The following is a 13,039-nucleotide window of genomic DNA, read 5'->3' as shown; positions in this document are numbered from 1 at the left end:
GGGAATGACAATAAGTATAGAAAGCCGCTCGGTATTAAATACTGACGCATTTGACAAAAGACGTTTCAATGAGATTTATAGTATGTCCCAAGGAATCCAGAAGGTTAGGGATGAAGGGGAGTTGCCAACATTCGAACCTCTATTGGCTGACATATGGGCCTCCTTATATAAGATGAAACCGGAAATCACGAAAGAGGAGGTTTCTGGCGATCTCAAAGTCAATAAATCGTTGATGGAGAGAATCATGATGGATGATTCATTCGAAAACTATCGTAACTTCACCCGATTGGATGATTTATCTTCAGCCATTGGCACCATGAAATTTGGAGAGAAGACGAATCAATGGTTGGCTGACCAAAAGATGCAAGATAGTGAACTTCGAAAAAAGTTGCAGGAAATTCAAGCGATGCAAAGGCAACTTGAAAAACAGGAACAGCAGGAAGGGCACGGAAATGTAAATGAGCAGCTGCAATCCGATCTTTCACAGGCAATGGATGGATTAGACGGTCATATACAGCAAACACTCCAAAATAGTAGTCATAGCTTTTCAGAGCAAATGTCTCAAGCTGTACAAGAAACGAGACAAGTGAAAGCCAACCTGAAGTCTTTGATGGGTGGTGTTGTTTCCGGGAGCGGTGAAGCTGAACTGAAGAAGGTGCCCCTTCGTGACCAAATATCATTGGCTGAGAAAATTGCGTCTGATAAACGATTGTTGGAAATCGCGGAATGGGCTGGACGTTTTAAACAGATAGCAATCAAAAAACAGAAGTCGAAACACAATGAAGGCATCGAGAGTAAAGGTGTGATAGCAGGAGATGTTATTGAAAGGTTATTGCCAATTGAACTGGGCTTGTATAAACATCCAACAACCAAAATAGATTTCTTGCGGCGGTTTTCTAAGAGACAAACGATGATGTTCGAGCAAAACGGGAAAGACGCACTTGGTAAAGGTCCTATCGTTCTCTGTCTTGACCAGTCGGGAAGCATGCGTAAACGTGACTCTCAATCTAAAGGATTTGCGCTTGCGCTATTATCCATTGCTAAAAAGCAGAAGAGGGATTTTTGTTTGGTCTTGTTTTCCACTCGCACTGTTGTAAAAGTATATGAGAAAGGTAAAATAAAAACCGAAGATTTGATTGAATTAGCGCAAACATTTTTAAGTGGAGGAACAGATTTCAATATACCGTTAACTAAAGCAGTTTCAATTATCGAGGACAGCAAATTCAAGAGATCTGATCTCATTTTTATTACAGACGGAGAGGACAGCCTTAAAGATTCGTTTATCAAATCGTTTATTCGGAAGAAGGAGAACATGGATTTTAATGTGCTTTCCCTTGTTTTGGGGAACAATACAGAGACCGTTCAGCATTTTTCTGATGAAGTTATACTCATTACAGATTTGAATGATGAAGGTAGCTTCAAAGCCTTTACTATATGAGAGTAACCTTGACAAAGTGAAAGCTGATCATTAGGGGTTATGGGTACATTTGATGGGGAGAAAACATTAAATAACATTCTATTCGGAGACACAATTCACTTTTGAATTAGTGTCTCCATTTTTTATTACATCGAAACTTCAATGAAATTAACACAGTAATTAGCACAACGCCAAATAAAAATTGGGATATCATATTACTTATCTTTTAAGAATTGGAGACATCTGGTAAAATAAATTTAATGTTGTGAAAGTTTTCACTTAAACTAACGGGGCAGTTTAGTTGAACAAGATGATTAGATGGGAATATTAAGGAGGGAATAAATGACCAAAGATAAAAAAGGAAGGAAAAAAGTACATCGTAAAGTAATACATGGGACGACACCTGAAGAAAGATTTCAAGAAATACACGGGATGACAATAGAGGAATGGAACGAACAACAATTGAAAGCTAAAACTGGAATGACACCCGATGAACGGGATGAATGGTATATAAAACAGGTTAAATCTACAACACCTTTCGATTTTATAAAAGAACGCTACGATACTGTTACCGAGGATGATATAAAGCTTGTTAAGGATTTGCAGTTATTGGGATTAAAAGATGGCGTAATAAATGTATTACTTGATTATGTTGCGATTTTTAGTAGGATCGGAATGGTTCACCCGTTGGTAAAAGAAATGGGTGTGAATTGGCATAAGGAAAATATATTAACTGTTGAAAAAGCTATTGTCTTTGTTAGGGAAGAACATAAGAAGTATGAAGAGTCGTTAGAGAAATATTATTAGTAGGGTGTCCCTACTTGGAAACCCTTCTTACGAGTGCTTTACTTAAAGAGTGTTGTTTAACTTATTTTCAAATTGAGTTGAGACGTTGTTAAGAGGTGAACAGAATGGACCTGTGGGTCTTGTTTAAAGAACGTTATATGCTTCTTTCTATTTTTGCGATAATTATACTTGCGAGCCTAATTTTAATGTTTGCTACTTGGAAAAATCGTTCGAACATACCTAGAAGTTTAGTTGGAGTAATTATTGTTTTATGTACACTTATACTTGGTTTATCTTTAGTAGCATTAATTTTCGCGATTTCTTTTGGATATAATTCGTGAGACGCTTCTTATTAAGCTAACGGGTGGTTTACTTCAAGAAGGAGTAAAGCCTATTTTTCTTGTTCAACTAACGTGGCAGTTTAGTTCAATAACCATAAGTGAAAATTTAATTAGAAATTAACGACTTATTATGGAGAGGGGGAATTTTTGTGAGATTAAAATACTTTTTCTATTCTTTATTAGCTATTGCTTTTTTATCGGGTTGCTCGAACGATTCATCAGCTAATATTAACAATTCATCAGCAGAATGGGCTTTTAAGTTTGTCGTTTGGGATGGTTATATTTATCGATTAAGTGATGAATATGTAGATGATGTAGATGAAGAAATCGGTGAAGTAACAAAGTATGCGGTTATGGAGGGAACGTACTCTGGGAACTTCTCGAATGTGTATAAAAGAGGTACAAAATATTACGCTATGCAAGGAATAAGCACAGAAGAAGCAATTGCTATGGAAGAAGAAGGTAAGTATAGAAAAGCGATTAGGGATGAAAAGTATGGAGAAAAATAACTTTTATTTTTCACTAACGGGTGCTTTACTTCAAGAAGGAGTAAAGCATTTATCCTTATTGAACTAACGCAGCAGGTTAGTTGAACAAGTGTAACTTTGCAAAACTGGCAATCGTCAAATAATTATGGGGGTTATTGAATGGGAATTCGATATAGTTATTTTGTTTTTATAATAGTAATGCTTCTAATAACAGCTGGTTGTTCTAATGAAAAACTAAGTAATGACGAGAATCATAATAGTAAAGAAATAGTTAAGACAGAAGAAATAGTCAATTTAACTCCACCCAAGTTAACGGTTTTAGCAGAAGGAAAAAAAATATTTGCTGGGCAAGGTTCTTACTCTTGGTCAGAAGTTAATGACGATGGTACTGTAAAAAATATTAATACACACACAGGACCTCCACCAGAATTTGGAGGAAAAGAGTTATTAGTAAAATCACAATCAGAGGTACAGTTGATTTTTGAAGAAGCACCATCTGATTATCAAGTAAGAATTTGGGAAACAGATAATGATAAAGCAATACCAGTTACCGATAATACATTCACAATAACTCAGAACAAGGGAAAGGTAATATACGAGGTTATTGCAAATTGGGAACAAGGCACTGCTACTTATGCATTTACACTTAATGCGGAATAATTAAATGAGTTATTCAACTAACGGGTGCTTTAGTTGAAGAAGATTTTTGCTACTCTAGGTGTACTATAATAAAATAGAAGGAATATAAAAGCTGTAATGGGGTGTTTACATTGGCTAAGATAATTCCTTTTAAGACAAAACAACAATTGAACAAAGAAGAAGCACTGTTGGTTATTCAGGAATGGGAAGCGTTTGTTAAATGGGAAGAATCTCATCTGAAAGCAAGCCAAAAGGAAATAGAACAAGAAATATCTCAAGAGGAAATAGATTGGTTAAATAAGTGGATTGAAACTCATGATGAATGAAAATAATCCAGACCAAAAGGTAAAAGTTCAAGAACTTTAATGTGGGTTAATAAAGCATTTGAATAATAGAACGTAAAATCATTTTACACAAATTTTACACATCGGATCGCATGAATGCTGTTAAATCAATGTTTGTACGGGATAATAGAAGTCCTCCTGGGAATTCCAACCCTACTTTTTGTATTAGTTACTAAGCGCTTTTTCAAGCACATTCAGATTGCGTTCCATCAATGTAAAGTACGTTTCATTATTTTTAATATCCTCCTGCGTGAGGACTCCCAAATTATGGAGCATCAGAGATTCTGCACCGATTTCCTTTCTAATGACTTCAGTCAACTTTGAGGAAACATTTTGTTCGAACAAAATATAGTTCACATTTTTCTCTTTTGCCTCTTCGACAATGGTAGCAAGCTGCTTTTGGGACGGTTCGCTTTGTGAATTCAATCCGGCAATCGCCACTTGATGTAAACCATATTCATCCGCAATGTAGCCGAACGCAGCATGCGATACGAAGAAGGTCTTTGAACTGGCTCTGTTTGCCATTTCCTTAAATCGCTCATCCAATTCCATCAAATCATCTTCCAAAAGATCGAAATTCTTTTCGAATGCTTCTTGCTGATCGGGCATATTTGAAATGAGCGCTTCTTTTATAGAGGTAGCGAGTTCGATGCTTAATTTTGGAGAAATCCACACATGGGGGTCGAATTGGCCATGGTCATGCCCGTCATGTCCTTCTTCGTCATTCTCTTCAAGCCCCTCTTCATCATGCCCTGCTTCCAGTTGATCTTCCGAAATGGCTTCCCCAGTAGCTACGAATTCCACTTGTTCGTTCTTCAATGTCTTTTGGGCATTTTCCACGAACCCTTCAAGCCCAAGTCCTATGTAAAAGAACAGGTCCGCATCAGAGAGCGCAATCATGTCCTTCTGTGTCGGATCGAATGAATGCTCATCCGCTCCTGCCGGGTAGATGGACGTAACATTAACCAACTCCCCGCCGATCCGCTCCGTAAAATATTGTAGGGGATATACCGTCGTGAAGACGGTCAACTTCCCATCATTGCCGGTCTCTGTCTTGCTTTTATCATTCTTGTTCCCACAAGCACTAATGAGTAACATCATGATGAGTGCGAGAAGAACGAGTGATTTCTTTTTCATAAGTAAATCCTCCGCTAACTTAATAGTAATGATTACGATTTGAATGCTTTTTAATAATACAAGATATGAACAGTTTCCGCAACTTACAAGTAAAAAAACCGGCCAAGGCCGGGAAGAGTTCATTTTTTTATATCGTTTTTATCAGGAACTGGATCAAAGCCACCTTCATGGAAAGGATGGCATTTCGAAATCCGGCGAATTGTCAGCCATGTCCCTTTTAGCGCGCCATGTTTCTGTAGCGCCTCCACACCGTAATGCGAGCATGTAGGGTAAAAACGGCATGATGGCGGGGTGAGTGGAGAGATGATTTTTTGATATATTTTTATAATGCTGATTAGAATAGATTTCAATGTCAGAACTCCTTGCTTCCTCTTATATGTTTAGTTTATTGGTTCCAGTGGTAAATTAACAGAGAGAAGCATTATTAAAAAGTTGAAGAGGGGTTTTTTTATGTCCAAGGAATTGATGGAAGAACTAAATGTACAAGTATCCACATGGTCAGTCATGTATGCGAAATTGCATAATTATCATTGGTATGTAAAAGGGAAGCAGTTTTTCACGCTCCATGCGAAATTTGAAGAGCTTTACAATGAGGCGACAGCACATATGGATGAAATCGCTGAAAGAATCTTGACGCTTGGAGGAAATCCGACGGCGACTTTAAAAGAGCATTTGGAGCAATCGGTCGTAAAAGAGGCAAAAGGTGATGAAAAAGCCGAGGATATGGTGAAGACAATCGCCGATGATTTCGATAAAATTATGAAATCCTTGAAAAAAGGAATGGATGCTGCCGCTGAAGACGGCGATGATATGACGGAAGATATATTGAATGCGACGTATCAAAGCATTGAAAAGCACCAATGGATGTTGAATGCGTTCCTTGGTGAAGACAATAAATGATGACCTGGTCTTGAATCATTGTTTTTTATTCCGATAAAAGCATTGTAGAGGAGGAATGGTTTATGGACATGAACTCCATTATGGCAAGTCAATTGAGAAGTTTGCAATCTACTGTTCAATTGAGTGTCATGAACAAGGCATTATCGGTGAATGCAAATGCAGTGACGGATATGCTGCAAAGTATGCAGGACCAACCGGCAACCCATCCTTATAAAGGCTCCGCTGTCGATATGAAAGCATGAAGAATAGAGTGTGGATTTCCTGTTAACCTAGGAAATCCGCACTTTATTTTTGTTGACTCCACTTATTATGTGTAAAATGGGGTACGGGAAGGATAGGGATCATAATAGGAGGCGACATCATGTCACATATCCAATTCATACGGAATTTAATTATTGAAACGCCATCAAAACCTGGAAATTTCGCAAAGGTGGCACTAGCCATCGGTGAATTGAAGGGTGATATTGGAGATATCCAAACAATCAAAGTTGGTACGTTGTCGACAATAAGGGATGTTTCCGTTCAGTGCACGAGCGAGGAGCAGTTGGAGAAAATTGTAGAAGCCATTAATACAATCGGGGATGGAATTCAAGTACATGCTGTAACGGATGATGTTTTGCATGCACATGAAGGCGGCAAGATTGCGATGAAGAGCAGGGTGGAAGTCCGTTCCCTTGGAGATCTCCGAAGAATTTACACGCCAGGAGTCGCTAATGTATGTAAAGTGATTCAAAACGATCCGGTGCAGGCAGAGTATTTCACTGGCATTTCAAACACGGTCGCCATTGTGACGGACGGGACGGCAATTTTAGGTCTTGGAAATATTGGTCCTGTCGCAGGAATGCCTGTCATGGAAGGAAAGGCGGTCCTGTTCGATCAATTCGCAGGTATCAGCGGTATTCCAATATTACTTAACACGAGTGATCCCGATGAAGTTGTGGAAACCGTCAAGCATATCCACCAAAGCTTCGGAGGGATTCTATTGGAGGATATCGGGTCGCCGCATTGTTTCGAAATTGAAGAGCGTCTAAAATCGGAACTACCTATTCCGGTCATGCACGACGACCAACACGGAACAGCTGTCGTCACGCTTGCTTCAGCACTTTCGGCATGCCGACAATCGGGAGTGGAATTATCTCAATCCGTCGTCGGCCAAATTGGATTGGGTGCGGCGGGCCTTGCAATTAGCAGGATGTTCATGGCATATGGTGTGAAGGAAATGCGCGGTGTTGATCCGAATCCTGAAGCCATTGAAAGACTGAAACAGCATGGCGGAACCCCTTTGGGATCAGTCGAAGAGATTATGCAAACTTGTGATATTGTTATTGCAACGACTGGCGTGCAAGGGTTAATCAAACCCGATATGGTCCGTAAAGGTCAAATAATTTTGGCGCTGTCCAATCCGAATGCGGAAATTGATCCGGAAGCTGCATTAGAAGCAGGAGCTGCATTTGCCGCGGATGGCAGGCAAGTGAATAATATACTAGGTTTTCCTGGAATTTTCAGAGGTGCTTTGAATGCGCATGCGAAAGAGATCACATATCCGATGCTCATCGCTGCTGCGCTCGCAATTCTGGATAGTACGAAACCGGGTGACCTCGTTCCGCATCCATTGGATCCAGCAGTGCATGAAAATGTCGCGAACGCTGTGGAACGCGTCGCAAATGAAAATGTGAGTTCAATCTAAAGTGCTGTATCGTTTATCCAAAGTGATCCATACTACGACAAAAAAGGATGGGTCACTTATGGAAAACGACAAAGTCAGAATGTACGTATCAATCGCCAATCAACAAATCTATCCACATAAATATGCTTCACCATGGGAATACGAGGTGGAGATGAGCCGGGAGTTTCTGCCGGTTTTCCAACAACTATTCAGTCAGATGGATCGACTGGAATTCCGCAACTTCCTGCGATCCCATTTGCCATACATCCCTTATCATTATGATCGGGACAATCATGATGTCGATCGCAGGACGATGATGCTCTATGCATTGATCCATGAATTTACGGATGTTGAAACGAAGAAGTTCATTGAACAGCTGCCGTATTTCGCAAAAGGCAGGCCCTTGATCACTTCAGCTCCCGTTCAACCATCCAATTGAGCGAGAAAGGACGTGAAGTCAAATAGCAACTACATTTAAGGATTTACGAGGAGCACAAGTTGAGCTGACTTTCGGGGAGAATCGCTTAGGCATGGAAGCTAGACATGTGCTCGTTGTATTGAAGCATGAAGGGAGATGGCTCGTTACTCGCCACTCCATCCGCGGTATCGAATTCCCCGGCGGCAAGGCGGAAGACGGTGAAACGATTTCCGAAGCCGCAATTCGAGAAACGATTGAAGAAACAGGCGTGACAATTACGGATCTTGTCAAATTTGCCGAGTACGTCGTCATGAGCAATGTGACTTTTTGCAAGGCGGTATTTACAGGGAAAGTTTCCAGCATTGATGAAAATCCAAAGTTATTCGAAACGGAAGGCGCATTGTGGATGACCGATGAAGAATTGGCAAATTGCAATGAGCTGAGTTTCCATATGAAAGATGCCGGAATGGTAAAAATCCGAAAGTGGGTGGATGCATATGTTTCCTAACGGGGCGATTTTCCACCGGAGAGCGTATCCATCGCCGAATCCAAGTATCCGTCTTGAAGAAATAACGTATTGGTCGGATGGGCTGAAGGTGAAGGGTTTGCTTGCTGAACCGATAAGTGGAGGCAACTATGAAGGGATCATCTATTTACGCGGGGGCATGCAGCATATCGGCATGGTCCGTCCTGCCCGGATAGCCCAGTTCGCTTCCCAAGGTTTTGTCGTATTTGCTCCTTATTACCGTGGCAACAGGGGCGGAGAAGGGCGTGATGAGTTCGCAGGGGACGATCGCCAAGATGCGGTCTATGCAGTTGAAGTCCTAAAGCAGAGTCCGAAGTTGAACAAGGATCGTATTCATCTGTATGCTTTCTCCCGTGGCGGTATCATGGCACTATGGACAGCGATTTTGCGCGAGGATATCACGTCTGTTGTGACATGGGCGGGTGTCTCGGATGTCATCTTTACATATAATGAACGCGAGGATATGCGCCGGATGATGAAGCGTGTCATTGGCGGCACTCCGAATAGCATGCCCGATGCCTATCGGGAACGGACGGCATTATTCAGGGTGGATGAAATCAATGCTCCTGTTTTGATTATCCACGGGATGAAAGATGAAAATGTTTCTTTTGAGCAGGCGATACTGCTTGAGGATGCATTGCGTGAGAAGGAGAAGCAGTACGAAACTTGGTATTTTCCCGACTATACCCATTATTTCCCGACCGCACATAATGCACAGATCGTACGGGATTTATGTGATTGGATGAGACAGCAAGGGAATGAATAAAATTAATAAAAAAACAACCGTTAATGGTTGTTTTTTTATTTGACATGATTAAGCTTCGCTTTTTTTACCGGCATTATTTGGAACAAGGAAGATAATTGATAACAATGCAATCGCTGCAAAAATGACGTTTGCGATGATACCTCCAGTTGCTGCTGCATGTACCCCGTTATTTTCTGAAATCACAGCATAGACAGTAGCTGAAATTGAGACTCCAAAAGCTCCACCGAGGGAACTTGCCATTTTATAAATTCCTGAAGCTGCCCCTATTTTTTCATCGGGTGCATTCGATACGGCTGTGTCGGTGGAAGGGGTCGCATAAATACCCAACCCAAATCCGAACAAAGCAAAACCTATGAATACTACGACAGTATAGGGGAGATCCGGTAAAAACGTGAGACCCATCACACCAACACCGATGAGTGTAAATATAGTACCCCATACCATCGGTTTTTTTGCACCGACTTTTTGAAGAATCTTTTCACCGACGCGAATCATGGAAAGTACAACAACTAAATAACCAATGGAAAGCATACCCGATTGGAAAGATGTAAATCCTCGTCCTTGTTGTACGTACGTATTTGCAACGACAAGCGTTCCAGCCACAGCATTAAGCAAGAAGTTTGAAATAGTTGCCCCTGTATAGGGCATATTTCTAAATAATTTAAAATCGATTAATGCGTTCTCCTTGCCACTCTCAACTTTAATAAAGGCCAAGGCACCAATAACTGCAACGGCTATCAAAACAATTGTGACCCAGTTAGTCCAACCAAGTTCATCACCTTGTGTGATGAAAATATTCAATGCCAACATTGTGATAACGAATACAATCAGACCGCTCACATCAAACTTGGAAGTACCGGTTTGTTTTGCTTTACTTTCAGGAGTGTCTTTAAGTAACCATAAGGCAAGAATTGCAAAAATGATGGAGAAAATGAAAATCCATTTCCACCCCAAGTATGTTGCAACAGCTCCCCCAAATAATGAACAAACGCCAGAACCACCCCAAGAACCGATTGACCAGTAACTAAGTGCCCGTTGACGTTCTGCCCCTTCAAAATATGCTTTCATCAAGGCAATCGTTGAAGGCATAATACACGCAGCCGATAAACCTTGAATAATCCGGCCAATAATGAGTAAGATTGCTCCATTTGCAAAGACAAGACAAAGGGAGCCAATAATACTTAGAATAAGACCAATATTTGTTATTTTCTTCCGTCCGACTTTATCAGCAAGGCCACCTGCTGCAACAATGAATATTCCTGAAAAAAGTGCGGTTAAACTAATTGCAATGTTTAAAGTCCCAGAAGATACACCTAAATCTTTCTGAACTGCAGGTACAACGTTTACCATTGCCTGCGCAAATAACCAGAATGTCAATACACCAAATACGATCCCTATAATCAATTTGTCTGTCCCTTTGTAGGCAGTTGTCATAAGTTACTCTCCCTCTTTACTCACTTAATTCATTGTCTGCAGAATTAGTGGTTCTATACAAACATATAGTTGAGCAAACTTTATGGGAGAAAATCCACTTGCAGAATGCCGAAATACAAAAAGATCCAGGTGCGGTAACTGCACCTGGATCTTTATCTTTTTTATATTGATTAGGCGATTGGACCGCCTTTTTGAATAATATCTTCAGAAACATGACCGAATTTCGTGAAGTTTTCGCGGAAGAGGTCTGCCAGTTCTTTCGCTTTTTGATCATAAGCCGCTGGATCGCTCCATGCATTGCGAGGGTTCAACACTTCAGTCGGTACACCGGCAATAACTTTTGGCATTGAAAGACCGAAAATAGCATTTTTCTCGAATTCTGTATTGTTCAATTCGCCAGCAAGCGCTGCGCGGACCATAGTGCGGGTATGCTTCAATGCCATACGCTGACCTACGCCGTAAACTCCGCCAGTCCAACCTGTGTTGACGAGGAATACTTGTGCATCATGTTCGTCGATTTTCTTCCCTAGCATTTCTGCGTAAACCGTTGCAGGCAATGGAAGGAAAGGAGCACCAAAGCATGTAGAGAACGTTGCTTCCGGTGAAGTGACGCCGCGTTCAGTTCCTGCAAGCTTCGAAGTGAAGCCGCTAAGGAAGTGATACATCGCTTGTTCCTTCGTCAATTTAGAGATTGGAGGCAATACCCCGAATGCATCCGCAGTCAAGAAGATGATTGTTTTTGGATGTCCCGCCGCCGAAGGCACTGCGATGTTGTCGATATAATGAATTGGATATGCTGCACGCGTGTTTTCAGTCAATGAATTATTATCATAATCTGGCTTGCGCGTCTTTTCATCCAAAACGACGTTTTCCAAGACCGAACCGAAACGGATCGCTCCGTAAATTTCAGGTTCTTTCTCTTGTGAAAGATTGATCGTTTTTGCATAGCAGCCGCCTTCGATGTTGAATACACCGTTTTCGGACCAGCCGTGCTCGTCATCACCGATCAGCTTCCGGTCAGCATCTGCCGAAAGCGTCGTTTTTCCTGTGCCGGAAAGGCCGAAGAACAAAGCGACATCCCCTTCTTCACCAACGTTAGCTGAGCAGTGCATTGGAAGAATTCCTCGCTCAGGAAGCAAGTAGTTCATGACGGAGAAAATGGATTTTTTCATTTCTCCTGCATATTCCGTACCGCCGATCAACACAATGCGCTTTTCAAGTGATACAATGATGAAGGTTTCTGATTTCGTTCCGTCCACTTTAGGATCAGCCTTGAACGTCGGAGCAGCAATAACTGTGAATTGTGCTTCATGCGTTTTCAACTCTTCTGCAGTAGGGCGGATGAAGAGATTATGGACAAATAGGTTTTGCCATGCAAATTCGTTAATGACTTGGATGGATAGCTGAGAGTTTTTATCAGCTCCTGCAAAGCCTTTGAATACGAAGAGTTCTTCCTTCGCTTTTAAGTGGGTAAGAACTTTATTATATAATGAATCAAAGATCTCAGATGAAATCGGTCGGTTCACTTTGCCCCAGTCGATTTTGTCTTTTGAAGAGTCTTCTTCGACAATGTATTTGTCCTGAGGAGAACGACCAGTATACTTTCCTGTCTCGGCAGTAAGGGCGCCGTCTGCGGAAAGTTTCGCTTCTCCACGGGAAGTAGCTTTTTCAACCAGTTCCGCCACTGAAGGCTGTATGTTTACGTTGTTGCCTGAAAGTAACTCGTGTAATCCGTTTTCAATTTTAGCTGAAATCATTTTTTGGTACCGTCCTTTGCATGTAATCCCATTAGATGGGTATCATCACATTTCGTAAATAGTATAACACATTTAGAATAATAATCTATACTAATGAAAAACTCAAGTATATATGTGTAAAAATGTTTGACAAAGTGCATACTTTTTCGTAGGATTGTTTATTGAACGGATACTCTTATCCCGAGCTGGCGGAGGGACAGGCCCTATGAAGCCCGGCAACCTGCGTGGACCTTTAGTGGCCGCGAGAAGGTGCCAAACCTGGAGCAAGGTTGAATTCCTTGGACGATAAGAGTGAAAGGTGCTGCTATTGAAATTATGCCTTTCCTCATGTGTATTTACGTGAGAGAAGGGCTTTTTTATTGATTCTAACAGGCCCTTAATCCTTGTGTATGTTGACGTCGACTCTCTAGGCGCTGAACT

Annotated in this window: 15 protein-coding genes and 1 riboswitch; of the genes, 11 read left to right on the top strand and 4 right to left on the bottom strand. The window is 41.2% G+C overall.

Going from position 1 to position 13,039, the window contains the following annotated elements; all coding sequences use genetic code 11:
• Positions 1-4: 4 nt before the first annotated feature.
• From M3152_RS10635 to M3152_RS10615, 5 genes are all read left to right on the top strand, one after another.
• Positions 5-1,438, top strand: coding sequence for a VWA domain-containing protein (locus M3152_RS10635; RefSeq protein ID WP_251695321.1), 1,434 nt, complete (start codon positions 5-7; stop codon positions 1,436-1,438).
• A gap of 321 nt (positions 1,439-1,759) precedes the next feature.
• Positions 1,760-2,224, top strand: coding sequence for a hypothetical protein (locus M3152_RS10630; protein WP_251695090.1), 465 nt, complete (start codon positions 1,760-1,762; stop codon positions 2,222-2,224).
• A 469-nt stretch (positions 2,225-2,693) separates the two neighbouring features.
• Complete coding sequence (locus M3152_RS10625; protein ID WP_251695089.1) at positions 2,694-3,053, top strand: hypothetical protein; 360 nt, start codon at positions 2,694-2,696, stop codon at positions 3,051-3,053.
• Between the two features lie 138 nt (positions 3,054-3,191).
• On the top strand, positions 3,192-3,692 hold the full coding sequence (locus M3152_RS10620; protein WP_251695088.1) for a hypothetical protein: 501 nt from the start codon (positions 3,192-3,194) through the stop codon (positions 3,690-3,692).
• Between the two features lie 110 nt (positions 3,693-3,802).
• Complete coding sequence (locus tag M3152_RS10615; protein ID WP_251695087.1) at positions 3,803-3,997, top strand: hypothetical protein; 195 nt, start codon at positions 3,803-3,805, stop codon at positions 3,995-3,997.
• Between the two features lie 183 nt (positions 3,998-4,180).
• On the opposite strand, the gene M3152_RS10610 is transcribed toward M3152_RS10615, so the two are convergent.
• Together M3152_RS10610 and yidD are read right to left on the bottom strand one after the other, a co-directional pair.
• A complete protein-coding gene (locus tag M3152_RS10610) occupies positions 4,181-5,152 on the bottom strand; it encodes a metal ABC transporter solute-binding protein, Zn/Mn family (protein ID WP_251695086.1) in 972 nt (323 codons plus the stop codon).
• Positions 5,153-5,271: 119 nt separating this feature from the next.
• The gene (gene yidD / locus M3152_RS10605) at positions 5,272-5,502 is read right to left on the bottom strand and encodes a membrane protein insertion efficiency factor YidD (protein ID WP_251695085.1); all 231 of its coding nucleotides are present in this window, start codon (positions 5,500-5,502) and stop codon (positions 5,272-5,274) included.
• Positions 5,503-5,602: 100 nt separating this feature from the next.
• Here yidD and M3152_RS10600 point away from each other — a divergent pair, with 100 nt between their 5' ends.
• From M3152_RS10600 to M3152_RS10575, 6 genes are all read left to right on the top strand, one after another.
• Positions 5,603-6,052: a Dps family protein gene (locus M3152_RS10600; RefSeq protein WP_251695084.1), complete on the top strand. Its 450-nt coding sequence runs from the start codon at positions 5,603-5,605 to the stop codon at positions 6,050-6,052.
• A 62-nt stretch (positions 6,053-6,114) separates the two neighbouring features.
• On the top strand, positions 6,115-6,294 hold the full coding sequence (locus M3152_RS10595; RefSeq protein WP_251695083.1) for a putative motility protein: 180 nt from the start codon (positions 6,115-6,117) through the stop codon (positions 6,292-6,294).
• A 119-nt stretch (positions 6,295-6,413) separates the two neighbouring features.
• Positions 6,414-7,739 carry an NAD-dependent malic enzyme gene (locus M3152_RS10590; protein ID WP_251695082.1) on the top strand — a complete coding sequence of 442 codons (1,326 nt, stop codon included), beginning with the start codon at positions 6,414-6,416 and terminating at the stop codon, positions 7,737-7,739.
• A 58-nt stretch (positions 7,740-7,797) separates the two neighbouring features.
• Positions 7,798-8,157, top strand: coding sequence for a transposase (locus M3152_RS10585; protein WP_251695081.1), 360 nt, complete (start codon positions 7,798-7,800; stop codon positions 8,155-8,157).
• A 91-nt stretch (positions 8,158-8,248) separates the two neighbouring features.
• Positions 8,249-8,644 (top strand): NUDIX hydrolase, encoded by a 396-nt coding sequence (locus M3152_RS10580; RefSeq protein WP_251695080.1) that lies wholly within the window; start codon positions 8,249-8,251, stop codon positions 8,642-8,644.
• Positions 8,634-9,428 carry an alpha/beta hydrolase family protein gene (locus M3152_RS10575; protein ID WP_251695079.1) on the top strand — a complete coding sequence of 265 codons (795 nt, stop codon included), beginning with the start codon at positions 8,634-8,636 and terminating at the stop codon, positions 9,426-9,428. The genes M3152_RS10580 and M3152_RS10575 overlap by 11 nt, the downstream gene beginning before the upstream one ends.
• A gap of 48 nt (positions 9,429-9,476) precedes the next feature.
• Here M3152_RS10575 and M3152_RS10570 read toward each other — a convergent pair whose 3' ends face one another.
• A complete protein-coding gene (locus M3152_RS10570; protein WP_251695078.1) occupies positions 9,477-10,862 on the bottom strand; it encodes an MFS transporter in 1,386 nt (461 codons plus the stop codon).
• A gap of 170 nt (positions 10,863-11,032) precedes the next feature.
• Positions 11,033-12,619: a phosphoenolpyruvate carboxykinase (ATP) gene (gene pckA, locus M3152_RS10565; protein ID WP_251695077.1), complete on the bottom strand. Its 1,587-nt coding sequence runs from the start codon at positions 12,617-12,619 to the stop codon at positions 11,033-11,035.
• Positions 12,620-12,791: 172 nt separating this feature from the next.
• Positions 12,792-12,911, top strand: a riboswitch (SAM riboswitch).
• Positions 12,912-13,039 lie beyond the last annotated feature (128 nt).

Source organism: Sporosarcina luteola (genome assembly GCF_023715245.1).
In the GTDB taxonomy this organism is placed as follows: domain Bacteria; phylum Bacillota; class Bacilli; order Bacillales_A; family Planococcaceae; genus Sporosarcina; species Sporosarcina luteola_C.
This window is presented reverse-complemented; position numbering and strand designations above follow the sequence as displayed.

Excerpts from the sequence above, each read along its gene's own strand:
- M3152_RS10635 (WP_251695321.1), top strand. The coding sequence starts at position 5 with ATGACAATAAGTATAGAAAGCCGCTCGGTATTAAATACTGACGCATTT.
- M3152_RS10630 (WP_251695090.1), top strand. The coding sequence starts at position 1,760 with ATGACCAAAGATAAAAAAGGAAGGAAAAAAGTACATCGTAAAGTAATA.
- M3152_RS10620 (WP_251695088.1), top strand. The coding sequence starts at position 3,192 with ATGGGAATTCGATATAGTTATTTTGTTTTTATAATAGTAATGCTTCTA.
- M3152_RS10610 (WP_251695086.1), bottom strand. The coding sequence starts at position 5,152 with ATGAAAAAGAAATCACTCGTTCTTCTCGCACTCATCATGATGTTACTC.
- M3152_RS10600 (WP_251695084.1), top strand. The coding sequence starts at position 5,603 with ATGTCCAAGGAATTGATGGAAGAACTAAATGTACAAGTATCCACATGG.
- M3152_RS10595 (WP_251695083.1), top strand. The coding sequence starts at position 6,115 with ATGGACATGAACTCCATTATGGCAAGTCAATTGAGAAGTTTGCAATCT.
- M3152_RS10590 (WP_251695082.1), top strand. The coding sequence starts at position 6,414 with ATGTCACATATCCAATTCATACGGAATTTAATTATTGAAACGCCATCA.
- M3152_RS10585 (WP_251695081.1), top strand. The coding sequence starts at position 7,798 with ATGGAAAACGACAAAGTCAGAATGTACGTATCAATCGCCAATCAACAA.
- M3152_RS10580 (WP_251695080.1), top strand. The coding sequence starts at position 8,249 with ATGGAAGCTAGACATGTGCTCGTTGTATTGAAGCATGAAGGGAGATGG.
- M3152_RS10575 (WP_251695079.1), top strand. The coding sequence starts at position 8,634 with ATGTTTCCTAACGGGGCGATTTTCCACCGGAGAGCGTATCCATCGCCG.
- M3152_RS10570 (WP_251695078.1), bottom strand. The coding sequence starts at position 10,862 with ATGACAACTGCCTACAAAGGGACAGACAAATTGATTATAGGGATCGTA.
- pckA (WP_251695077.1), bottom strand. The coding sequence starts at position 12,619 with ATGATTTCAGCTAAAATTGAAAACGGATTACACGAGTTACTTTCAGGC.